The organism is Streptomyces sp. NPDC001700, assembly GCF_053596435.1.
The window spans coordinates 191,756-212,629 of sequence record NZ_JBSFGE010000014.1; the positions used below are offsets into that span (position 1 = coordinate 191,756).

The 20,874-nt window shown below is 69.2% G+C and carries 20 protein-coding genes; 7 read left to right on the top strand and 13 right to left on the bottom strand.

Annotated elements, in window-relative coordinates; genetic code table 11:
- Nucleotides 1-2: 2 nt before the first annotated feature.
- From ACWC5C_RS25875 to ACWC5C_RS25900, 6 genes are all read right to left on the bottom strand, one after another.
- Nucleotides 3-164: a hypothetical protein gene (locus tag ACWC5C_RS25875; RefSeq protein ID WP_450879003.1), complete on the bottom strand. Its 162-nt coding sequence runs from the start codon at nt 162-164 to the stop codon at nt 3-5.
- Nucleotides 136-1,086 (bottom strand): tetratricopeptide repeat protein, encoded by a 951-nt coding sequence (locus tag ACWC5C_RS25880; RefSeq protein WP_450879005.1) that lies wholly within the window; start codon nt 1,084-1,086, stop codon nt 136-138. The genes ACWC5C_RS25875 and ACWC5C_RS25880 overlap by 29 nt, the downstream gene beginning before the upstream one ends.
- A complete protein-coding gene (locus ACWC5C_RS25885; RefSeq protein ID WP_450879007.1) occupies nt 972-2,465 on the bottom strand; it encodes an ATP-binding protein in 1,494 nt (497 codons plus the stop codon). The genes ACWC5C_RS25880 and ACWC5C_RS25885 overlap by 115 nt, the downstream gene beginning before the upstream one ends.
- Before the next feature lie 180 nt (nt 2,466-2,645).
- Entirely contained in the window at nt 2,646-3,272 is a 627-nt protein-coding gene (locus ACWC5C_RS25890) for a DUF6879 family protein (RefSeq protein ID WP_450879009.1), read from the bottom strand.
- Nucleotides 3,265-3,534 (bottom strand): hypothetical protein, encoded by a 270-nt coding sequence (locus ACWC5C_RS25895; protein ID WP_450879011.1) that lies wholly within the window; start codon nt 3,532-3,534, stop codon nt 3,265-3,267. Before ACWC5C_RS25895 ends, ACWC5C_RS25890 begins: the two co-directional genes overlap by 8 nt.
- 69 nt (nt 3,535-3,603) lie before the next feature.
- A complete protein-coding gene (locus tag ACWC5C_RS25900) occupies nt 3,604-4,416 on the bottom strand; it encodes a hypothetical protein (RefSeq protein WP_450879012.1) in 813 nt (270 codons plus the stop codon).
- A gap of 223 nt (nt 4,417-4,639) precedes the next feature.
- On the opposite strand from ACWC5C_RS25900, the gene ACWC5C_RS25905 reads away from it, so the two are divergent.
- Together ACWC5C_RS25905 and ACWC5C_RS25910 are read left to right on the top strand one after the other, a co-directional pair.
- A complete protein-coding gene (locus ACWC5C_RS25905) occupies nt 4,640-6,010 on the top strand; it encodes an amino acid permease (protein ID WP_450879099.1) in 1,371 nt (456 codons plus the stop codon).
- A gap of 275 nt (nt 6,011-6,285) precedes the next feature.
- Entirely contained in the window at nt 6,286-6,774 is a 489-nt protein-coding gene (locus ACWC5C_RS25910) for a universal stress protein (protein ID WP_450879014.1), read from the top strand.
- 46 nt (nt 6,775-6,820) lie between these two features.
- Here ACWC5C_RS25910 and ACWC5C_RS25915 read toward each other — a convergent pair whose 3' ends face one another.
- Nucleotides 6,821-7,963, bottom strand: coding sequence for a LuxR C-terminal-related transcriptional regulator (locus ACWC5C_RS25915; RefSeq protein ID WP_450879016.1), 1,143 nt, complete (start codon nt 7,961-7,963; stop codon nt 6,821-6,823).
- Nucleotides 7,964-8,403: 440 nt separating this feature from the next.
- On the opposite strand from ACWC5C_RS25915, the gene ACWC5C_RS25920 reads away from it, so the two are divergent.
- The 5 genes from ACWC5C_RS25920 to ACWC5C_RS25940 all read left to right on the top strand — a co-directional run bounded on the left by ACWC5C_RS25920 (nt 8,404) and on the right by ACWC5C_RS25940 (nt 14,774).
- Complete coding sequence (locus ACWC5C_RS25920) at nt 8,404-9,825, top strand: FAD-dependent oxidoreductase (RefSeq protein ID WP_450879101.1); 1,422 nt, start codon at nt 8,404-8,406, stop codon at nt 9,823-9,825.
- 172 nt (nt 9,826-9,997) lie between these two features.
- Nucleotides 9,998-11,227, top strand: coding sequence for a pyridoxal phosphate-dependent aminotransferase (locus ACWC5C_RS25925; protein ID WP_450879018.1), 1,230 nt, complete (start codon nt 9,998-10,000; stop codon nt 11,225-11,227).
- A 173-nt stretch (nt 11,228-11,400) separates the two neighbouring features.
- On the top strand, nt 11,401-12,318 hold the full coding sequence (locus ACWC5C_RS25930) for a DMT family transporter (RefSeq protein WP_450879020.1): 918 nt from the start codon (nt 11,401-11,403) through the stop codon (nt 12,316-12,318).
- Nucleotides 12,315-13,475 (top strand): aminotransferase class I/II-fold pyridoxal phosphate-dependent enzyme, encoded by a 1,161-nt coding sequence (locus ACWC5C_RS25935; RefSeq protein ID WP_450879022.1) that lies wholly within the window; start codon nt 12,315-12,317, stop codon nt 13,473-13,475. Before ACWC5C_RS25930 ends, ACWC5C_RS25935 begins: the two co-directional genes overlap by 4 nt.
- Before the next feature lie 9 nt (nt 13,476-13,484).
- Nucleotides 13,485-14,774, top strand: a complete 1,290-nt coding sequence (locus ACWC5C_RS25940; RefSeq protein ID WP_450879024.1) for an amidohydrolase — start codon at nt 13,485-13,487, stop codon at nt 14,772-14,774.
- A 58-nt stretch (nt 14,775-14,832) separates the two neighbouring features.
- On the opposite strand, the gene ACWC5C_RS25945 is transcribed toward ACWC5C_RS25940, so the two are convergent.
- The 6 genes from ACWC5C_RS25945 to ACWC5C_RS25970 form a co-directional block, all read right to left on the bottom strand.
- Nucleotides 14,833-15,396 (bottom strand): nitroreductase family protein, encoded by a 564-nt coding sequence (locus ACWC5C_RS25945; protein ID WP_385437074.1) that lies wholly within the window; start codon nt 15,394-15,396, stop codon nt 14,833-14,835.
- A 177-nt stretch (nt 15,397-15,573) separates the two neighbouring features.
- Nucleotides 15,574-16,854 (bottom strand): aminotransferase class V-fold PLP-dependent enzyme, encoded by a 1,281-nt coding sequence (locus ACWC5C_RS25950; RefSeq protein ID WP_450879103.1) that lies wholly within the window; start codon nt 16,852-16,854, stop codon nt 15,574-15,576.
- A 37-nt stretch (nt 16,855-16,891) separates the two neighbouring features.
- Entirely contained in the window at nt 16,892-18,358 is a 1,467-nt protein-coding gene (gene yczR, locus ACWC5C_RS25955; protein WP_450879026.1) for a MocR-like transcription factor YczR, read from the bottom strand.
- A gap of 162 nt (nt 18,359-18,520) precedes the next feature.
- Complete coding sequence (locus tag ACWC5C_RS25960; protein ID WP_450879028.1) at nt 18,521-19,372, bottom strand: DUF2182 domain-containing protein; 852 nt, start codon at nt 19,370-19,372, stop codon at nt 18,521-18,523.
- The gene (locus ACWC5C_RS25965) at nt 19,369-19,965 is read right to left on the bottom strand and encodes a DUF1326 domain-containing protein (RefSeq protein WP_450879030.1); all 597 of its coding nucleotides are present in this window, start codon (nt 19,963-19,965) and stop codon (nt 19,369-19,371) included. The genes ACWC5C_RS25960 and ACWC5C_RS25965 overlap by 4 nt, the downstream gene beginning before the upstream one ends.
- A 151-nt stretch (nt 19,966-20,116) precedes the next feature.
- On the bottom strand, nt 20,117-20,845 hold the full coding sequence (locus ACWC5C_RS25970; protein WP_385437080.1) for a hypothetical protein: 729 nt from the start codon (nt 20,843-20,845) through the stop codon (nt 20,117-20,119).
- Between the last annotated feature and the right edge of the window lie 29 nt (nt 20,846-20,874).

Sequence of the window (20,874 nt, forward strand, 5' to 3'; positions counted from 1 at the left end):
GGTTACTCCGACTCCTCGCGCTCCGCGTCTACCGCGTCCACCGCGCCCAAGCTGCGGAGGATCCGCCGCAACTCCGGATCGCCGCTCAACCACGGGTACAGCGACATCGCACCGCCGCCGCCCCGCACCCCGTCGTCACACGTCAGATAGATCTCCACCGGCATGGCTCCCCCTCGCCCGCCTCAACTCCCCAGCGCACACCCATGGTAGAGCGGATGTGATCAGCCCGCCCGGTCTACGTCCTCCAACTGCCGCTCGACGCCACCGCGCACCGACCGCCCGTGGGTCGTCGTAGTCGGCGAGGAGCCTCAGTGCCTCCGTCCAGTGCCGACGCGCCGCCTCCGGATCGTCGCCGAGCACGGCCGTGGCCAGGCCGTCGAGGGCGATCGCCTCGTACCAGGCGTCCCCCAGGGCGCGGTGGGCGGTCGCCGCCTGGCGGTGGAAGTCGGCGGCCTCGGCGTGACGGCCGAGCCGTCGGTACGCCTCGCCCGCGCCGTGCCAGGCCATCGCCTGCCTGCTGCGGTCGCCGAGGCGCTGGTGGAGGGTGGCGGACCGGTGGTAGGTGGTGAGGGCGTCGGCGCTCTGGTCGTGGGCCTGCTGCGCGTCGCCCAGGGCGAGCAGCCAGTAGCCCTCCAAGCGGAGGTTGCGGAGTTCGACGGCGATGTCGACGGCGGCGTGAGCGCACTCCAAGGCCTCTTCGACGTCGCCCTGTTCACGCCGGACGTCGCTCAGCAGGCGCAGGATGTTGCCCTCGCCTCGGCGGCTGTCCAGGGCGCGGTGTGCGGTCAGGGCCTGCTCCCCGGCGGACGCGGCCTCGCGCAGACGCCCGGCGCGGTGATGGGCCGTAGCCAGGTTGGACGACGCGGTGGCGGCCCAGTACGCGGACGCCTGCTCCTGGAAGGTCGCGATGGCCTGCTCGAAGTGGTGGGCGGCGGCCTCGAATCGCCGCCGGCGGAGGTGGTTCAGGCCGATCAGGTTGAGCGAGTGCGCCTCGTTGACGCGGTCGTCGACCTCGCGCCACATCGCCAGCGCGGCGCGGTGGTGTTCGAGGCTTTCCGCGGAGCGGTTGAGCTGGGCGTATGCCATGCCGAGGCATGTGGACAGCAGGGCCTCGGCGACGCGGTCGCCGCATCGGGACGCCGCCTCCAGACCGAGGTGGCCCACGCTCGGCCAGTCGGCTCCGGGAGCGGAGGGGTACTTCGCCCACCACAGGACGGCGCACAACTGCCAGACGAGCTGGTCATGCCCGGCGGCGGCCGCCGTACGGACGGTCTGAGGAGGTTGGTGTGCTCCCGCTCGGACCAGTCGACGGCGGCGTCGTAGTCGGTGAACGCCAGGGGCCGTACGCCGTCCGAAGGCGGGGCTAGGGCCACGTGGTCCTCGGCGGGCTGGAGCCAGCTCTGTGCGGCGTCCGCGGTGTGCAGATACCACTCCAGTACGCGGCGCAGCGCGGCGTCCCGCTCCGGCGGTGGCTCCTCGTGCTGGGCCTGGTCGACGGCGTAGGCGCGCAGCAGGTCGTGGAACTGGTAGCGATCCGGGCCGGTTTGCTCCAGCAGATGCGCGCTGGTCAGAGAGTCCAGCAGCTGACGGGTCCGGCTGGTGGGCAGGAGGGCGAGCGCGGCGGCCGCGGGCAGGCTGAACTCGGCGCCGGGGTGCAGCCCCAGCAGCCGGAACAGCCGGGCGGCCTGGTCGGGCAGTGCCCGGTAGGACCACGCGAACACGGTGCGCACGGCTTCGGCTTCCTCGTCGTCCCCTGTGCTGAGGGCGTCCCAGAGGGCGCTTTCGTCCCGCAGGTCGGCGATCAGGTCGTCCAGCCGCATGTGCGGGTGGGTGGCGGCGCGTTCGGCGGCGATACGCAGGGCCAGCGGCAGCCGGGCGCACAACCGGGCCAGCTCGCTGAGCTTGTCCGCGTCGTCGTCCGGCCGGTACCCGGCGGTGACCGCGCGGAGCAGGGCGACCGCCTCCGGCTCGGGCAGAACGCCCAGCGTCAGCCGACGCGCCCCGTCACGGACGGCCAGCCCGGCGAGGCGGCTGCGGCTCGTGACGACCGCCAGACTCCCGGCGCTCCCGGGCAGCAGCGGACGCACCTGGCCCACCGTGGCCGCGTTGTCCAGGACGATCAGCACGCGGCGGTCGGCCAGCAGCGAGCGGTAGAGCGCGGCGGCGGCGTCGGGATCCCGCGGCACGGAGGAGGCGGGCACGCCGAGGGCGGTGAGGAAACGGTTCAGGGCTGTGTGCGCGGCGACCGGCTCCCCGGGGTCGTAACCGCGCAGGTTGACGTAGAGCTGCCCGTCCGGGAAGCGGTCCCGCACCTGGTGCGCCCAGCGCAGCGCGAGCGACGTCTTTCCCGCACCGGCGGTCCCGGCTATCACGTACACCGAGACGACCAGCGGATCGCCGTCTTCGCCGACCAGGACGGCGTTCAACTGGTCCAACTCGTCGGTGCGGTTGACGAATCCGGGCACGTTGGCCGGTAGCTGCCGTGGGGTGGGGCTCGCCGCGTCGTCCCTCTCGTGGAAGTGGATACCCCCGCTGATGTCCCTGGCCTGTACGACGTCGTGGGCGGAGCCTGAGAGATCGGAGTGTGTGCTGTTGTCGGCGTGCCCGTCGTCTGCGCTGGACTCGGTGATCCGTCTGGTCCTTCCTCAAGCGGGGAGTTGGGGAGGGGGAAGCGGGGCCACTTCGCGGGCGAAGTACGACGTGACGTCCTCGCCTGCCGCGTAGAGCTTCTCCAGATAGCTTGCCCAGTCGCTGACGGTGTCCTGGCCGGTGTGGCGGACCGCGCCGACGCAGAACCCGGTCTCGTCGTAGAGCACCTGGAAGAGAACGCTGCCGCCGAGCACCACGATTTCCGGCAGCGGCCCTCCGGTTTCGGCGGTGGCCACGTGCGGGGTGTCCAGGACCCGGATCCGCTCCCCGTACTCGGCGCGCTGCCGGTGGGAGTGGAGTTCCCACTGGATGTAGGGGGTCAGCGGTGTTTCGACCATCCGCACCCGGTGAAAGGTGTGCCCGTGCTCTCCGTCCTCCTTGGCGGTGGCGCGCAGGCCGTCACGCCGGACTTCGAGGAGCCTCAGCGCCTCTTTCCACTGCCCCTTGCGCAGTGCGTCCCGGCTGGGGCTGCCCTGCTCCTCGAAGTGCTGGCGGCGCTCCAGCTTCCAGGAGACGGCGTTACGGATCGCGGCCTCACGTTCCCGGAACTCGCTCTTGTAGGCGTCTCGGTCGAGCCGTTCGCCCTGCTCGGGCGGGAGCGTGGGGGCCTGCAGATCAAGCATCGGGGATGTCCGCCTTCGCCGCGCTGAGCATGTTTCCGGGGATGACGACCAGCCGCTCGTCGCGGCCGATGGTCACGCCGTCCGGCAGTTGAGCACCGTAGACGGCTGTGAGGTCCCGTCCGATCACGGCGATGTCGCCGTTGTCGAGCCGCCAGATGTCCGGGCAATCGTCACGGCCATCGGTATGGCCCAGCTCCTTGGCGGACTTTCCGAGCCGCCGCTCGAATAACGCGGACGGGTCGGCTTCCCAGGCGCGAGCCATGTCTGCCTCCGCTTGATGTGGGTCGCAGGTGCGGTCGTTACTCAGTGTATTCGCGTCGGAACGCGAGAGCTATGGGTGCCTTGCCTTTCTGACCAGTCGGGCGACGTGGAGGCAGCTGTCGATGAAGTCCCGGGCGGCGGCAGGTGTGACGATGTCGGCGCCGTGCACGGCGCGGTTGCGGAGGGTGCGCAACTGGTTGAAGACGCTGACCGCGTCGGGCGGCAGGTCGGCATGTGTCATGGTCTGCAAGATCCGCTGACCAGCGGCGTGTCCGGTGACGCGCTCCGGCAGTTGCAGTACGTCCGTCATCGCGTCGAGCAGTGCGTTCCACGCCATGACGACGGCACCAACGGGCGACGCGTCGACCATGGTGCGGGCTTCTGTGAGCTGTTCGCGCCAGGGCGGTGGCTCGGGCGCGTCCGCCTGTGTCGCGTACGGGGGAGAAGCCCACGGGGCTACGGACGGTGGGGGTGCTTGCTGCGTCGGAATCTGCGGACCCTGCGGCTGCGGCTGCGGCTGCGGCTGCGGCTGCGCGGTCGGGGGCGTGGGCGTGGGGGTCTCGCGGGGGGAGGGGCCGAGGCCTTCTTGTACGGCGTCGTACGCGGGCGGCGCCTCCCCGGTCGTGGCGGGGGTCGGTGGCCAGGGGTAGGGAGGCGGGGTGGGGGTCGCCGGCGGCGGGGGCGCGATGGTCGCCGCTTCCGCCTGGTTCAGTACGTCCCGCGCCTGCGTCTCGAACTCGATCGCGCCCGCCGGAGTCTCCAGGCGGGACATCCGCGCGAACGCGTCGCGGATGTGGCTGCGCAGGCCCCAGACCAGGCCCACGGTCACGGCGGGCCAGACGAGCGCCTCGATGTACTTCAGGACGAGTTCGGCGATCTCCACATGTGCATGATCGCCGCACCGGGGCGGATGCATGCCTTCCGTCCCGACTCCGTGACGGAGGTGAGACGTTGCGGCGACCAGCGGAATCCAGGTGCTCTGGGAAGAGCGGAGTGCCATACTCCGCGCCGGACCAGCCACACCAAGAGAAGGGCACGGAAAGTTGGACAAGTTAAGCGAAGGCCCCACCGAGTACAGACGGGCCGTGGGGTCACGACAGCTGCAGATGATGGCTATCGGGGGCACCATCGGTACGGGGCTCTTCCTCGGTGCCGGTACCGCGATTTCGCAGGCCGGGCCCAGCCTGATCATCTGGTACGCGGTGGCCGGAGTCCTGCTCTATCTCGTCATGCGGGCGCTGGGGGAGCTGCTGACGGCGCGGTCGAGCCCGGGCGGGTTCGCCGATCACGCGCGGGAGTACCTGGGGCCGTTCTGGGGGTACGCCACCGCCTGGACGTACTGGATCATGTGGGTCACCACCGGGATGGCGGAGATCACCGCGGCCGGGCAGTACATGACGTACTGGTACCCCGAGTTCGCGCAGTGGAAGACCGCCCTGATCTCGCTGGCGGTGCTGGCCTGCGTGAACCTCATCTCCGTCAAGATCTTCGCGGAGCTGGAGTTCTGGTTCGCCATCATCAAGGTCGCCGCCATCGTCGCCATGATCATGATCGGCCTCGGCGTGCTCCTCATCGGCTTCAGCGACGCCGGTCCCACGGCCTCGGTCACCCATCTGTGGGCGGACGGCGGCATCGTGCCGCGCGGCATCGGGGATTCGCTGCTGACGCTGCAGATCGTGCTCTTCGCGTACCTCGGCGTGGAGCTGGTGGGCGTCACGGCCGCCGAGACCAAGGACCCGGACAAGAACATCCCGCGCGCCATCAACAGCCTGCCGCTCCGCTTCGGCCTGTTCTACCTCGGCTCGCTGCTGGTGATCCTCTCCGTCGTCAGCTGGCAGGAGTTCCAGCCCGGGACGAGCCCCTTCGTCGCCGCCTTCGACAAGATCGGGATTCCCGGGGCGGCCAGCATCGTCAACTTCGTCGTCCTCACCTCCGCGCTGTCCTCCTGCAACGCGGGAGGCCTGTACGCGACGGCCCGCATGCTGCGCACCGCGAGCCTGAACCGGCACGGTCCGCAGGCGCTCGCGCGGCTCAACAAGCGGGGCGTGCCGGTCGCGGCGGTGCTGGCCTCCGCCGTGGTCATGGCGACCGGGGTGTGGGTCAACGCCGTAGACCCGGAGCATGCCTTCGTCTACATCACGGCGGTGTCCACCGGCGGGGCCATCATGGTGTGGAGCGTCATCCTGGTGACGCACATGTTCTACCGCCGGGCGGTACGGAACGAGACGACCCCGCGGTCGTCGTACCGGATGCCCGGGGCGCCGTACACGAACTGGCTGGTCCTGGCGTTCTTCGCCTTCATCGTCGTACTGATCGCCTGGAACTCCGACACCCGCGTGGCGCTCTACGTCATCGCGGTGTGGTTCGTCCTCCTGGCGGTGGGATACCCCGTGGTGCGCTCCCGCTGGGGAGGCGGGCGTACGGAGGCTGTTGAAGATGCCGAGGACGCCAAACCCTCGGTGTCCGTGCAGGACTGACTCCGCGTAGCCGCCGCGCCGCGCGAGCGATCGGATCGGCTGACCGCTCGCGCGGCTCGTAGGCCCGTAGGCCCGTAGGCCCGTAGGCCCGTAAGTCCGTAGGCCCCGATTCCATACCACTACTTTGCGATTGGCTATGCCGCCCGCGCCCCGCCTGTCAGAAGATTGGTGACCGCACTGCCAGCAGTGCCTGGACAGTGGCCATCCAACCTGGCCGCTGTTCATGCCACCTTCGAAGCCCCGTGCAGGCCGACGGCGAGGAGACAGCAGCCCAGATGACCGGACAGCGCGTAGTGGTGGGGGTCAGTGGCTCGCTGGCGAGCTTGGCGGCCCTGCGTGCGGCTGTGGCCGAGGCGCGCGACAGCGGACGGGAACTCACCGCCGTGATCGCCTGGGAGACCCCGGAAGGGCGCGCGCTCTCCGCTCGCAACTGCAACCAGGAGTGGATTGGGCGCTGGCGGGAGGAAGCTCGGGGGCGCCTGGATCAGGCCTTCGACGAAGCGCTGGGCGGCACCCCGGCCGATGTACCGGTGCGCAAGCTGGCGGTGCGCGGCAAACCCGGCAGGGTGCTGAGCGCCGTGGCCGCCAAAGAGGGGCATGTGCTGGTGGTGGGGGCGCGCGCGGAGGCGCGATGGGCACCGGTACGCCGCTACGTACGAGGGCACGTCCAGTGCCCGGTGCTGGCGGTGCCCGGCCTGGTGTCTCCGAAGCGGGCGGTACGGGAACTGCGCCGGGTGGCGGCCGAGGACTTCATCCGGATATGACGGTGCTTGCCGACCGTGCGGCTTCCCCGACCACCCTCGCAACCCCCTAGGCGGTCCGGCTGCCCTCGGGCGGCAGCTCGCATACCTCGTCGTCCAGCCATCCGGCCTTGGCCGCGTTCACCCCGGCCTGGAAGCGGCTGCTGGCCTGGAGGCTCGCGGTGATCTCGGCGACCTTGCGGCGCACGGTCCGCTCGTGCACACCGAGCCGCCGCGATATGGCCTGGTCGGTCATGCCACCGGCGAGCATGCGCAGCAGGGTGGCCTGCTGGACGTTGTCGGGCTGCGAGGTCTGGCGAATGCTGGTGGGGGCGTGCACGACGAAGGGTTTTCGTTCCTGATCCGCGGCGCCCTTCTCTCCGGCTCCTTTGCATATTTCCGTCATGAACGGAGACGACTGGTACCAGTAGTGGTCGAATACGGACCGCAGGACCTCATTGACCAGCGGGCTCTGCATCACGATCATGCGCCGGTGGTGGGCGCCGTCGGCGAGCGGATGAGGCGGAGCGCCGAACAGCGCGGTGGAACGGTCGATGAGGGCGAAGCTCAGGGGCAGCGTGGGGTACGTGCGGAACTCCGCCCCCTTGCCCAGCAGCTCGCGAACGATATTCACCGGCTGCGGAACGCCCGCCGTGGACGACCTGACGACGCAGCGCAGCATGATGCCGCGGTCCAGAGTGGACGCGCACACCGGTTTCAGCGAGTTGGCCAGTAACTTTCCGGATCCCAGCAGCGTCACCTCGCTGGCGGCGCCATGGATCTCCCTTTCGAGCGTGGCCGCGATGTCGGCCGGGTCCTCGACCACCGTGACGCGGCTGCGGTCCATGTGGCTCATGTAGGAGGTCTTGAACACGGTGAGCGTGTCAAAGGCGCTGTCCCAGGCGGCGGTCATGTCGGCGCAGAAGTCGGCCACCCGGGTTTTCGCCTCGCCCAGCAAATCCCCCAGCGCATTCTGTGGCGGCAGTGCTATCCAGCCACTTGGCGTGCTGCCGCTTTCGGCGAAGAGACCTAGTCGATTGAGCAATCGGATGCTGTCCTCAAGCGCCGGTTCCGGCCAGCCGAGTCGTCGCATCGCGCCATGTGGCGTCCAGCCGATGTCCTCGAGCGCCAGTTCGTAGAGTGCCTGGGCCTGCTCTCGATGCGTTCCCTGTGCGGTAGTCCCGAGTGTTGACGCAGCGTAATTCTCGCGCATGTCAAGCCCCACCTTCGTCCGAGAAGCAGTAATCGAGCAGACGGATTCTGTCGATGTCCGTCCCACACCACCGGAATCGGGTGACGCACCGACCCCGTTCGTTTCCCGACGCACCCAAGCTAGATATGTGCATGTCACCAAAGCAACGCGACCATAGCGGGACAAACGCCCCTAGGGCACCATGTCCGGCACATGCGGTTTGGGGGATCGTTTCCTGCTTGTGTCCGGCGTCGACCGTGGTCGTTGAGGCTCTTCAGGCCAACGCCCGGGGCGACATCCGGCGACTTCCGCTTCCGGGCATGCCCTGATCAGGCCGATGGGCCACGGACCCTGAGCCGTGGTCGTGCGCCATGCTGATGAGATCACGATGCTCACATATCCGAGTTCGCGATCGATACGCGATCCATTGGCGATCCATTCGGCGGTCAACAGGGACGGACATGAAGAAGCGTATTGTCATCATCGGGAATGGCATGGCCGGTACGCGGACGGTGGCGGAACTGGTCCACCGGGACCCGGAATCGCGCATCACTGTCCTTGCTGCGGAAGAGCACGCCGCCTACAACCGCACCATGCTGACCGAAGTTCTGTCGGGGATGGTGAACGAGGGCGAGATTCCTCTCTCGGAGGACCAGGGAACGGCCACCGTGGAAACGGGTGTACGGGCCGTGGCGATCAACCGGAAGCGCCGAACGGTCGCGGATAGCAACGGTATTGAGCATCCGTACGACGCGCTCGTCCTGGCGACTGGGGGAACCCCGCGTATACCGGCCGGGATCGCGGGCCTATTCGGTGACGCCGGGGAACTAATGGAAGGCGCCGCTTGCTTTCACACCCTCGACGACTGCCGCCGCATCCTGCGCGCCGCCGAACCGGGCTCCCGCGCCGTGGTCGTGGGCGGTGGCGTGCTGGGCCTGGAAACGGCCCGCGCCCTCGTCAGCCGGGGGGCCGATGTGGAGGTGATGCACGCCGACAAGGTCGTGATGAACCGCCAGCTCGACCAGACGGCATCGGATCTCGTCGTAGGGAAACTGACATCCCTCGGCGTGACCGTCCATCTCGGCTCCACGATCACCCAGGTCGCGGGCGACCGGCGGGTGCGGCGGGTGCGGATGGAGGACGGCGCGTGGGTTCCCTGTGACCTCCTCGTCCTCTCCTGCGGTTTCGAGGCGAATACGGCGCTGGCCGTGGCGGCGGAACTCCCCGTCGGCAGAGGCGTACTCGTGAACGAGGACATGCGCACCGCCGATCCCGCCATTTACGCCATCGGCGACTGCGCGGAATTACGGGGCGTCGTCAGCGGACTGGTCGGCGAGGCCTGGCAGCACGCCCGAATCGCCGCGGAGTCCATCACCGGAGTGCGTGACGAGAACGCCCCCGCGACGATTCCCCCGGCCGTCACGCGTTTGAAGGCGCCGGGCATCGAACTGACCGTGATGGGGGAGTCCAACGCTCCGGACGGCCCGAATGTGCACGCCGTCGAAGAGGTTGATCGCGGTGCCTACCGGCGGATCGTCCTGCGTGAGGGGCGTATCAGCGGTGCCCTGGTGCTCGGCGGCGAGGAGTCGGATGCCGCGCCGTTCATCGAGCACTATCACGCCGGTACCCGGCTGACGCAGGCCAAGGTCATGCGTTTGTTGCGGCGGGAGGACATAGGGGAGGAGGAATCCGCCCAGAAGGCGGCCGATATCGCCGTCTGTTACTGCAACAACGTCCCGCAGAAAAGGATTCTGGAGGCTTGGGCCCAGGGGGCGGGCAGCATCGCGGCGATCGCCCGCAGCACCAAGGCGACCACGGGGTGCGGCATTTGCCGCAGCAAGGTCGAGGCGTTGCTGGCCTCGGCCGGGTCGGCGGCCGAGTAACCACTGTCACGGGGCGGCGGGAGGCCCGCTTCGCTACCCTCAGGGCGTACCGGAGGAGAACTCTCCGCCGGGGTCGCACACGAAGGGTGTCACGATGGGGAGCGAGAAAATGGGGCGCATCATTTCAATTCCGCCCGGTGGTCGTCGGCATGACGGAAGGGAAGCCGACGCGGTGTCCCGGCCGTTGGCGACGCTCGGTCAGTCGGCCAAATTAGCCGATGTCTGCTACGACATCCGCGGCCCCCTCGCGACGGAGGCGAAGCGCCTCGAACGCGAGGGGCACCGGATTCTCAAGCTGAACACCGGAAACCCCGCTGCCTTCGGCTTCGAAGCCCCCGCCGACATCGTGCTGGACATGCAGCGCGCCCTCGCCGAATCACACGGCTACGGCGACTCGCAAGGGCTGGTCGCCGCGCGCAGAGCCGTCGTCCAGTACTACGAGACCCAGGGCGTCGAGGGCATCGATATCGACGATGTCTACCTCGGCAACGGTGCCTCCGAACTCATCCAGATGGCGATGCAGGGCCTCCTGGACGACGGGGACGAAGTCCTCATCCCGTCGCCCGACTACCCCCTGTGGACGGCGTCCGTGAGCCTCGCGGGCGGAAAGCCGGTCCATTACATCTGCGATGAGAAAGCGGACTGGTATCCCGACCTCAACGACATCGAGGCGAAGATAACCGACCGGACCAAGGCCATCGTCCTGATCAATCCGAACAATCCCACGGGTGCGGTCTACGACGAGGCCCTGTTGCGCGGCATCGCCGAGATCGCGGGACGCCACCAGCTTCTCCTGTGCGCCGACGAGATATACGACAAGATTCTCTACGATGGCGTCGAGCACATTCCGCTGGCCTCGATAGCCCCGGACCTTCTCTGTCTGACGTTCAATGGATTGTCCAAGTCCTATCGGGTATGCGGCTACCGCTCGGGATGGCTGGCCGTCAGCGGCCCCAAGGCGCACGCCAGGGAATACCTGGAAGGGCTGAACATCCTGGCCAACATGCGCCTGTGCCCCAATGTCCCCTCCCAGCACGCGGTCGCCACCGCCCTGGGCGGCCGCCAGTCCATCAACGACCTCGTGCTCCCCGGCGGCCGACTGCACGCCCAGCGCGAGACGGCCTGGCGCATGCTCAACGACATCCCCGGCGTGAGCTGCACCAAGCCCAAGGGCGCCCTCTACGCCTTTCCCAAATTGGACCCGTCGGTCTATCCGGTGGACGACGACGAACAGCTCGTCCTGGATCTGCTGCGGCAGGAGAAAATTCTCCTGGTCCACGGCAGGGGATTCAATTTGCCCACCCCCGACCACTTCCGGCTCGTCACCCTCCCCGACACCGAGCAGCTGGCGGACGCCATCACCCGTATCGGCTCATTCCTCGCGGACTACCGGAAGTCCTGAGCAGCAGCTCCCATCGGCACCAAGCCACGACCTGAAGATTGGCTAGGGATCAGGACACGGGAACGCTCTAACGTGATGGGCCGGGCCCGATAGGCCCGGCCCATCCCCCTTACCCCAGAAGAGGCAGAAAGAGCATGAAATCCCCGAAGACAACGTCGCCAACCATGAACGGCATGGGGCTCTTACTGGCCGTGCTGGGCGTGGTGACCTTCTCCCTCACCTTTCCTGCCACGCAAAAGGCGCTGCCGTCCTTCAATGCCTGGACGATCGGCATCGGCCGTGCCGTCATCGCCGCCATCCCGGCGGCCATTTGGCTGATGGTCAAGCGCGTCCCCCGGCCGAGCCGGGAACACATGATCCCCCTTCTGCTCGTCGGCGTGGGCATCGTCGCCGGATATCCCATCTTCACCGCGCTCGCCCTGGAGCACGTCAGCTCCGGGCACGCCGCTGTCGTCACCGGGCTGCTGCCGCTGGCCACCGCCGTCTTCGGCCGTCTGCGCGGGGAGCGGCCGAGCGCGCTGTTCTGGTGGGCCGCCGCCGCGGGCGCCGCCGTGATCGTGGCGTACAGCCTGCAGCACGGACTCGACGGACTCGCCCTCGCCGACCTGCTGCTCCTGGGCTCCCTCATCACCGGCGGCCTGGGCTACGCCGAGGGCGGCCGACTCTCCAAGATGATGCCGGGCTGGCAGGTCATCTCCTGGGGCCTGGTCCTCTCCCTGCCGCTCACCGTGCCGATCACGGCGGTGTCGCTCGCGGTGTCCCCGCCCCATGACATCGCGGTCGAGCCCCTCATCGGCCTCGCCTATGTCTCGATCTTCTCGATGTTCCTCGGGTTCTGCGCCTGGTACCCCGGTCTGGCCCGGGTCGGCGTCACCCGTGGCAGCCAGATCCAGCTGCTGCAGCCCCTGCTGACCGTTGGGTGGGCGGCGCTGCTGCTGGACGAGTCGATCAGCGCCTGGACGCTGGCCGCCGCGGTCCTGGTCCTCGCGTGCGTCGGCCTGGCCCAGTGGGCACGGCTGTCCCTGACGCCCCCAACCGCCAAGCCGGAGCCGGTCGTGGTGGAGAAACCGGTCACCGTAGAAACGTCATGACCACGGGCGCCCTGACCGCCGCCGATCGGCTCGAACGCAGCGGCCACCGCGTCCTGCGGCTGCACAAGGCGGACCCGGTGGCCTTCGGGTTCCAGCCACCGGGCAGCCTCGTCCTGGATGTGCACCGCGCGCTGGCGGACTCCCCCGGATACGGGCACCCCCAGGGCCTGGCCACCGCCCGCCGGGCCATCGCCCAGACTTACGTGAGCGCGGGGGTGCCCCGCGTCGACATCGACGACGTCCACGTCGGAAACGGCGCCTCGGAACTCATCCTCATGGCCACCCAGGCCGTACTGGAGGACGGCGACGAGGTCCTGGTCCCGCTGCCCGGCCACCCGCTGTGGACCGGAGCCGTCACCATGGCCGGGGCCACGCCCGTGCCCTACCGGTGCGACGAGCAAGCGGGCTGGCAGCCGGACCTGGCCGACCTGGAGCGCCAGATCACGGCGCGCACCAAGGGCCTGCTGGTCATCAACCCCAACAACCCCACCGGCGCCGTCTACGGCCGGGCGGTGCTGCGCGACCTGGCCGAGGTGGCCCGACGGCACGGCCTGATCCTGTTCACGGACGAGGTCCACGACAAGATCCTGTTCGACGGCGCCACGCACACCCCGCTCGCGACGCTCGCCGACGGCCTCGTATGCCTCACCTTCAACAGCCTCTCCAAGGCCTACCGGGTCGGCGGCTACCGGGCGGGCTGGCTCCTGGTCACCGGTCCGCCGCGCCGTACGAAGCCGTTCGCCGAGGCCCTGGGCGCCCTCGCCACCCTGCGCGGCTGCCCCAACGTACCGGCGCAGCACGCCATCGCCCCCGCGCTCGGCGGGCGCGACGCCACCGCGATGACCCTGCCGGGCGGCCGCCTGGCGGAGCAGCGCGAATTCGCCTGGCGGGTGCTCAACGACGTGGGAATGCGCTGCGTCAAACCGCGCGGCGGGCTGTACGTGTTCGCAGGCCACCGCAAGGCGATGTCCCGTATCACGGACGACCGCCGTCTGATGCTCGACCTCCTGCACCAGGAAAACATCCTCGTGGCCCCGGGCAGTGATTTCGGCTGGCCCACCCCGAACCGTCTGCGGTTCGTGACGCTGGCCGATTCCGACACGCTCACCGACGCCATCGTCCGCACCAGCCGATTTCTCGAAGAGTACCGGCAGTAGGGAGAATTCATGACTGGCATATACGCCCATATCGATGCCGCCCTGCCGCGCCTGGAGGAGCTGTACCAGGACCTCCACGCCCACCCCGAACTCGCCTTCCAGGAACAGCGCACGGCATCCGTGGTGGCCGACCGGCTCACGGGGTCCGGATGGGACGTCACCACGGGCATCGGCCGGACGGGGGTGGTCGCGGTCCTGCACAACGGCCCGGGGCCGGTGGTCATGCTGCGCGCCGACATGGACGGGCTGCCGGTACGCGAACAGACCGGACTGCCGTACGCGTCCACGGTCACCGCAGCGGGCGAGGACGGCACCCAGGTGCCCGTCATGCACGCCTGCGGGCACGACATCCATGTGACCTGCCTGCTCGGCGCCTGCGAGCTGTTCGCCGCGCACCGCGACGCGTGGCGCGGCACCGTCCTCGCCGTCTTCCAGCCCGCCGAGGAGAGCGGGCTCGGCGCGCACGCGATGGTGGACGACGGCCTCTTCGACCGCTTCCCCAAGCCGGACATCATCCTCGGCCAGCACGTCGGGCCCGGCCCGGCCGGGATGGTGGCCAAGGTCCCCGGCACCGTGATGGGAGCGGCCGACAGCCTCACCATCCGGCTCTTCGGCCGCGGCGGCCACGGCTCCAAACCGGAATCCGCGGTGGACCCGGTGGTGATGGCGGCCTCCCTGGTCGGCCGACTCCAGACCATCGTGTCCCGCACCGTGCCCGCCCAGGAGTCCGTGGTCGTCACCGTGGGGTATCTACGGGCCGGGCTCACCGCCTCCGTCATCCCGGACGAGGCACGACTCGGCGTCAACATCCGCACGTTCTCCCCGGGCGTGCGCCAGCAAGTCGTCGACACCATCAGCCGTTTCGCGAAAGCGGAGGCGCTGGCGGCCGGTGCCCCCCGGGAACCGGAGATCACCTCGCGCTACCAGCTGCCCGCCACCGTCAACGAACCCGCCGCGACCGAGCGCGTCGCGGCCGCGCACGAGGCCGTCTTCGGCGCCGACGCGGTCATCGCCATGGGCCCCAACACCGCCAGTGAGGACTTCGGGGTGCTCGGCACCGCCGCCGGGGTGCCCTCGGTGTTCTGGTTCTTCGGCGGCAACGACCCCGAGGAGTTCCACACCGCCCTCCTCAACGACCGGCTCGCGGAGGACATCCCGCAGAACCACTCCTCCACCTTCGCCCCGGTCCCCGGCCCGACCATCGCCGCCGGTGTCCGGGCCATGACCGGCGCCGCCCTGGCGTACCTCGCGGCACAGACCGCCGAAGCCCCAGCGGCCCAGGTCGGCTCCCCGGCGTAATACGACACCGTCCCGCGCACCGGGGGTGCGCGGGACGGTGGGCCGTTACGGCGGAGCCTTACGCCTGCGGCACCAGGGCGCCGATGGACGAGAACTTCGAGTGGCCGTCGATCGGCCGCCGCACGAAGGAAGACCCGGTCTCCTCCTCCGTGCCGACGTAGAGCCAGCCGAGGCACTGCTCGTCCGCACCGATGTCCAGCACCTTGCGCACCTCGGCGTACTCGGTGGACGGGCCGGTACGCCAACTGCTGCTCCAGCCCCGGTCGTGCAGCAGCAGCACCAGCGTCTGGATCGCACAGGCGGTGGCCGCCAGCTGCTCCCAGCGCGGAATCCTCGGGCGGTCCTCCGGCCGGAAGACGATCGTGACGAGGAGCGGAGCCCGCAGCGCCTTGTCGACCGTACGCTCGCGCGGCGTCCCGCCCTCCGCGGCGTCGGCCATCGCCTCGCCGAGGGCGCGCCGGGCCTCGCCGCGAAGATTGATGAGCCGCCAGGGTGAGAGCCGTCCGTGGTCCGGCGCCGTCCCGGCCAGCGATACCAGCTCGGCCAGTTCCGCGTCCGTCGGCGCCGGCCCCAGCAATCGGGCGCCGCTGCGCCGGGTGATCACGGCTTGCGCGACATTCATCGTCCACCTCGTATTCTCACCGGCGGATTCACCGCCTACACGAAAGCAACCGCCCCGGGAGAGACGGTTGAACGCTTCCATGCTCGATGTAAAACCCTTCCGCTGGCGAGATGGGACGCCTGTCTCAAAGCGGCCATGACCGGTTCCGCCGCCGCGCGCGAGATGGCGCAACGAGAATTACGCGAAGAAACGCTGCGCTGCTTCAATACCCGCTATCAAAGCGGTCACATCCTCCGGGGTGTTATACACATAGAAGCTGGCACGGGTGCTGGCGGGAATGGAGTAACGGTCACAGATGGGCCGGGCGCAATGATGGCCGGTGCGCACGGCGACACCCTGGTCGTCCAGGACCTGTCCCACGTCGTGCGGATGGATCCCGTCCACCGTGAAGGACACCGTGGCTCCACGGTCCTCGGTGGTGACCGGGCCCACCACCGAGATGCCCTTCAGCCCGGCCAGACCCTCCAGGGTCAGCCGCGTCAGCTCCGCCTCGTGCGCCTCCACCGCCGTCATGCCGAGGGCGCTCAGATACGTGATCGCGGCGGCCAGGCCGACCGCCTGAGGGGCCAGCGGAACGCCCGCTTCGAAGCGCTGGGGCGGCGGCAGGAAGGTGGTCCGGTCCATCCGCACCGTTTCGATCATCGAACCGCCGGTGATGAACGGAGGCATCTCCGCCAGCAGCTCCTGGCGGCCCCACAGCGCGCCGATCCCGTTGGGCCCGAGCATCTTGTGGGCGGAGAAGACGAGGAAGTCGGCGCCCAGCTCCGTCACGTCCAGCGCCTGGTGGGCCACCGACTGCGCCGCGTCCACCAGCACCAGGGCCCCGACGGCGTGCGCCCGGCTCGCCAGCGAGGCGATGGGGTTGATCGTGCCGAGGACGTTCGACTGGTGGGTCACCGCCACCAGCTTCGTCCGCTCGCCGAGCGCCCGGTCGAAGCTCGCCTCGTCCAGGCGCCCTTCGGTGGTGATCGTCGCCCAGCGCAGCGTCGCCCCGGTCCGCTCGGCCAGCTGCTGCCAGGGCACCAGATTGGCGTGGTGCTCCATCTCGGTCACGAGGATCTCGTCGCCGGGGCCGAGCGTCAGCGGAGCGCCGCCCGGCCGCGTCGCGGACGCGTTGCTCAGGGCGTAGGCCACCAGGTTGATCGCCTCGGTGGCATTGCGGGTGAAGACGATGTCCGATTCCTGAGCGCCGAGGAACGCGGCGACGGACTGCCGGGCGGACTCGTACGCCTCGGTGGCCTCTTCGGCCAATTGATGCGCGCCCCGGTGTGCGGCGGCGTTGTGCCGCAGATAGAAGTCCCGTTCCGCGTCCAGCACTTGGAGCGGCTTCTGCGAGGTGGCGGCCGAATCGAGATAGATGAGGGGTTTGTCGTCCCTCACCCGTCGGTCGAGGATCGGGAAATCCTTCTTGATGCTCTGTACGTCTAAGCGGGCCGCTGGGGCCGAATGCGCGTTGATCTGACTCTCCTTGTCGATTGTGGCGTCAGGTGTGGTGTCAGGCGACCCAGTGGGGGCTGGCCACAGTGGAACACAGCGGGCCGTCGGCCAGGACGGACGCCAGGCGCCGCACCGCCTCCTCCAGCGTCTCGGGCGGAAGCGTGTAGGGGATGCGCAGACGGTTGTCGTGCGTCCCCGGGTCGGCGCCGAACCGGGCGCCGCCCTCGATACGTACGCCCTTGGCCAGCACCCGGTCCGCCAGCGACGAGGCGATCGGCTCGCCCAGATCCACCCAGAGGGACAGGCCGCCGGGCGGTACCTGCGCACGCCACCCCGGAAGATGGCGGGCCATCGCGGTCAGCAGCGCGGCGCGCTGGAGACGGATCTGCGCGAGCCGGGGCAGCAGGATCTCGTCCGTCCGCACGATCAGCGAGGTGGCGAGCAGCTGGTCCATCACCGAACCGGCCATGTCCATACTGACGCGCAGCTGCGCCAGCTTGGTGATCAGCCGTGGGGTCGCCCGCAGCCAGCCGATGCGCAGGCCACCCCAGTGGCTCTTGCTCATCGACCCCACGGTGATCACGTGCTCGGCCTTGCCGGGCCCGGCGTGGGCGACGAACGGCGGCGGCGCGGGCACGTCGAGGGCGATGTCGGCGAGCGTCTCGTCGATGATGAGCCAGGTCCCCGTACGGCTGGTGGCCCGCAGCACCTCGCCGCGCTGCTCGTCGGGCATGAGGCAGCCGACGGGGTTCTGGAAGTCGGGAATCAGATACGCCAGCCGTGGCAGTGTCTGGCGCAGCGTGGCCTGCAGTATCTCCTCGTCCCAGCCGGACTCGGCGACCGGTACGGGGGTGGTGCGCAGCCGGGCGCGGCGTATGGCGTCCAGTGCGTTCGGGTACGTCGGGTTCTCCACCAGCACCCGGTCCCCACGGGAGGCCAGCAGGCTCAGGGTCAGCACCAGCCCTTGCTGGGCGCCCGAGGTCACCAGGATCTGGTCGGGCAGGGTCGGGACGCCGCGCTGGGTGTACCGGTCGGCGATGGCGGACCGCAGCCCGAGCAGCCCGAAGGGGTGGTAGCCGGGAGTGTGCACATGCTGCGTGAGCAGGGGCCCGCACTGGGCGAGCGCTTCGGTCAGCATGGTCTCGGGGAGCCCGAGGGCGGCTGCCGCCAGGTCGATGTTCTCGTCCTCGGGGGACAGTGGCTGCCGGGCACCGGCCGGCCGCAGACCGTCCGGCAGCATGGTCCAGGTCCCGGAACCCCGGCGGCTGCGGGCGTATCCGCTGCCGCGCAGCAGATCGTAGGCCGCCGTGATGGTCGGGCGGCTGAGGGTGAGGACCCCCGCGAGTTCGCGCTCGGCGGGAAGCCGTACATGAAGGGCCAGACGGCCTTCGAGGATCAGTGACCGGATGGCCTGGGCGAGGTGCCGATAGGCAGGCCGGCTCTTGGACAGATCAGGTAAGAGCGCGGCTAATTGACGGGGGGTGACGGACCTGCCCGCGGAGTCGGCCATGGAAGTGTCAGGCATGCCATCTTCCCTCAGTTGGGCTCGAGTCACGGGCACAGCCTAACCACTCGGCTAGCCGTTCACCCCGGAGCGACGAATGGCCAATAAGGTCGGCTCCTTCCTGCTCGGGAACCGGTGTCCCGAGCAGAAAGGAGCCCATTTAAGACGAATTGCTCTAGGGGGTCAGGTGACCATGGCGGCGAGCGGAGTGGGGAGCAGGGGGTCCAGAATCAACGCCACTCCCAGCGCCAGCATCGCCGCTCCCGTGACCATCGCGACGCGCTGCCCGGCCCGGAGCACGCGTTCGGCGAGGAACAGCAGCGTCAGCGCCCCCATCCAGATCACGTTGTGCAGCCCCACCGCCACCTGGACCAGCATCAGGGCCCAGCAACAGCCCAGGCAGTACAGGCCGTTGAGCGCCCCCGCCTTCAGGGTCCCGAGCCGTCCCGCCGCGAAGTCATGGGTCAGGACGAAGGACAGCGGGCTGCGGCACACCGTCAGGCAGCGGGTCTTGAGGCCGGTGAACTGGAAGGCGCCCGCCACGGTGATCACGGCCCCGGCCCCGGCCACCGCCCAGGTGCTGTCCTCGCCGATCGGCAGGAGCCACCGCTTCAGCGCCACCAGCAGCAGCGGCACCAGACCGGAGACCACCCACACCACCAGATAGCCGGTGATGAAGACGGCGGTGTCCACCGCGCCCCTGCGCCCCTTGGTGCGGGTGACGAACCGGTGCGCCGCGACGAGGGGGACCGCCACCGGCACCATCATGGCGACCACCATCCCGGCCCACATGGCCAGGAACATCAGCGCCTCGGCCAGCGACATGACCGGCGTGGCGGCGTTCCCGTGGTCCATCCCGTGGTGTCCGGCCATCGGCGGCGTCATCCCCGGGGCCGTTCCCGACTCCGTCCCCGGCACCGACGGCATGTGGCCCGCGGAGTACATCCACCACCAGGCGAGCCCCGACACGGCGACCATCCACACACCGGTGGTGAGGGTCAGGCGCCGGATCACCCGCGCCGGGCTCGCCGTCACTCCTCGGACCCCATTTTCATGGGCCCGAAGTCGGCGTGCACCAGCGGCCAGTCCCAGCCGAGGTCGGGATCGGAGAAGCGGCTCTCGGTCTTCGCCAGCAGCCGTTCCCCGCCGAACGACATCAGGGCGTTGTGCACCGCGATCGGTGTCTCGCCGTCCCTGCCCAGAAGCGGCTTGACCGGGATCGTGCTGGCCCGGCCCAGCTGGAAGTACGGCTTCTCACCGGAGTCGTCCAGCTCGATCGGGACCCGGCGGATGCCCTTGAAGTCCTCGACGAGGGTGAAGAGCAGGGCCAGCAGCCCGCCCGCCTTGCCCGTGAGGATCTGTTCCATGGCCGCCGACTGGGCCTCGGGCGTTTCCTCGCCGATGTAGACGGCGACCTTCAGACCGCCGTCCCAGACGTGCTTGACGGTGCGGTACGCGACACCCAGCTTGCAGCCGGTGAGGTCGACGTCGCCGTAGAAACCCTTGTCGACGATGCCGACGCCGATGGCATCGCACGAGCCGTGTGTCGGCGCCTCGGCGAACCAGCAAGGACAGGGGGTGCCGCAGTTGCAGGCCCCGGCCAGCCGCCCTTCGATCGACCATTCCATAACGTGTGTCCACTGCCCTTCCATATCGCCCAGTCCGCCTGGGGCATGCCACGAGGGGCTGGGTGCCGTGGGAATGGCCCACGGCACCCAGCGGGCTGTGCGGTGCGTCTTTGCGGTGCGGTGCGTCTTGGTGCGGTGCGGTGCGGTGCCGTCAGGCGGCGGTCGAACCCGCGAGCGCGGCCTCACTGGCGCGAGTGGCCTCGTAGGCCTCGGTGAAGTACATGGTGAACAGCTTGTAGAGGTGGTCGAAGTGCTTCAGCAGGCGCTCGACGTCCGCGTCCGACTCCACCAGTGACATCAGGGTGTTCCACACGTCGCCGGTGTGGTCCTCGTCGATGTCGTAGTTGACGTGCGTCCGCGCGCCCCGGACCTCGTCCTTGCCGAGCGTGCTCTCCAGGTTGTCCAGCCAGTCCGGCTGGGTCTTCCGGGTGGTGTACTCCAGGAAGTAGCTGCTGGCGATGGCGGCGAGGGGGGTGCCCTCGAACTCCTGGCAGTAGAGGAAGTAGCCGTTCAGCAGCTTCGTCGCCAGGAACGGGTCGGTGGAGTACACCTCGTCGGGCTTGACGCCGAGCCGCTCCAGGTCGGCGAGGAACAGCTTGTCGTGGAGCATCTCGTCGTCGGTGTACTCGGCCCATTCCTTCGCCGCGACCGGGTTGTGCAGCGTGAAGTAGTGGATGGCGTGGGCGTCGATGGTGCGCTTGCGGCGGATGCGCAGGATGGTCTCGATGGTGTGCCGCTTGTAGTACGGCATGTCGACGTCCGAGGCCTTCAGGAAGTGGGTCGCGTACGGGACCTCGTTGTAGAACTTCTTGATGTAGTTGTTGAGCCTTTCGTCGACCTGCTTGCGGAGTTCCGGGCGGATGATCTCGGTGTCGGACATGGCAGTCGAACTCCTTCGCGGAACGGTGT

Coding starts and splice junctions, on each gene's coding strand:
- ACWC5C_RS25875 (WP_450879003.1), bottom strand. CDS start 164: ATGCCGGTGGAGATCTATCTGACGTGTGACGACGGGGTGCGGGGCGGC.
- ACWC5C_RS25880 (WP_450879005.1), bottom strand. CDS start 1,086: ATGGCATACGCCCAGCTCAACCGCTCCGCGGAAAGCCTCGAACACCAC.
- ACWC5C_RS25890 (WP_450879009.1), bottom strand. CDS start 3,272: ATGCTTGATCTGCAGGCCCCCACGCTCCCGCCCGAGCAGGGCGAACGG.
- ACWC5C_RS25895 (WP_450879011.1), bottom strand. CDS start 3,534: ATGGCTCGCGCCTGGGAAGCCGACCCGTCCGCGTTATTCGAGCGGCGG.
- ACWC5C_RS25905 (WP_450879099.1), top strand. CDS start 4,640: ATGATGGCTATCGGGGGCACCATCGGTACGGGGCTCTTCCTCGGTGCC.
- ACWC5C_RS25910 (WP_450879014.1), top strand. CDS start 6,286: ATGACCGGACAGCGCGTAGTGGTGGGGGTCAGTGGCTCGCTGGCGAGC.
- ACWC5C_RS25915 (WP_450879016.1), bottom strand. CDS start 7,963: ATGCGCGAGAATTACGCTGCGTCAACACTCGGGACTACCGCACAGGGA.
- ACWC5C_RS25920 (WP_450879101.1), top strand. CDS start 8,404: ATGAAGAAGCGTATTGTCATCATCGGGAATGGCATGGCCGGTACGCGG.
- ACWC5C_RS25930 (WP_450879020.1), top strand. CDS start 11,401: ATGGGGCTCTTACTGGCCGTGCTGGGCGTGGTGACCTTCTCCCTCACC.
- ACWC5C_RS25935 (WP_450879022.1), top strand. CDS start 12,315: ATGACCACGGGCGCCCTGACCGCCGCCGATCGGCTCGAACGCAGCGGC.
- ACWC5C_RS25940 (WP_450879024.1), top strand. CDS start 13,485: ATGACTGGCATATACGCCCATATCGATGCCGCCCTGCCGCGCCTGGAG.
- ACWC5C_RS25945 (WP_385437074.1), bottom strand. CDS start 15,396: ATGAATGTCGCGCAAGCCGTGATCACCCGGCGCAGCGGCGCCCGATTG.
- yczR (WP_450879026.1), bottom strand. CDS start 18,358: ATGCCTGACACTTCCATGGCCGACTCCGCGGGCAGGTCCGTCACCCCC.
- ACWC5C_RS25965 (WP_450879030.1), bottom strand. CDS start 19,965: ATGGAATGGTCGATCGAAGGGCGGCTGGCCGGGGCCTGCAACTGCGGC.
- ACWC5C_RS25970 (WP_385437080.1), bottom strand. CDS start 20,845: ATGTCCGACACCGAGATCATCCGCCCGGAACTCCGCAAGCAGGTCGAC.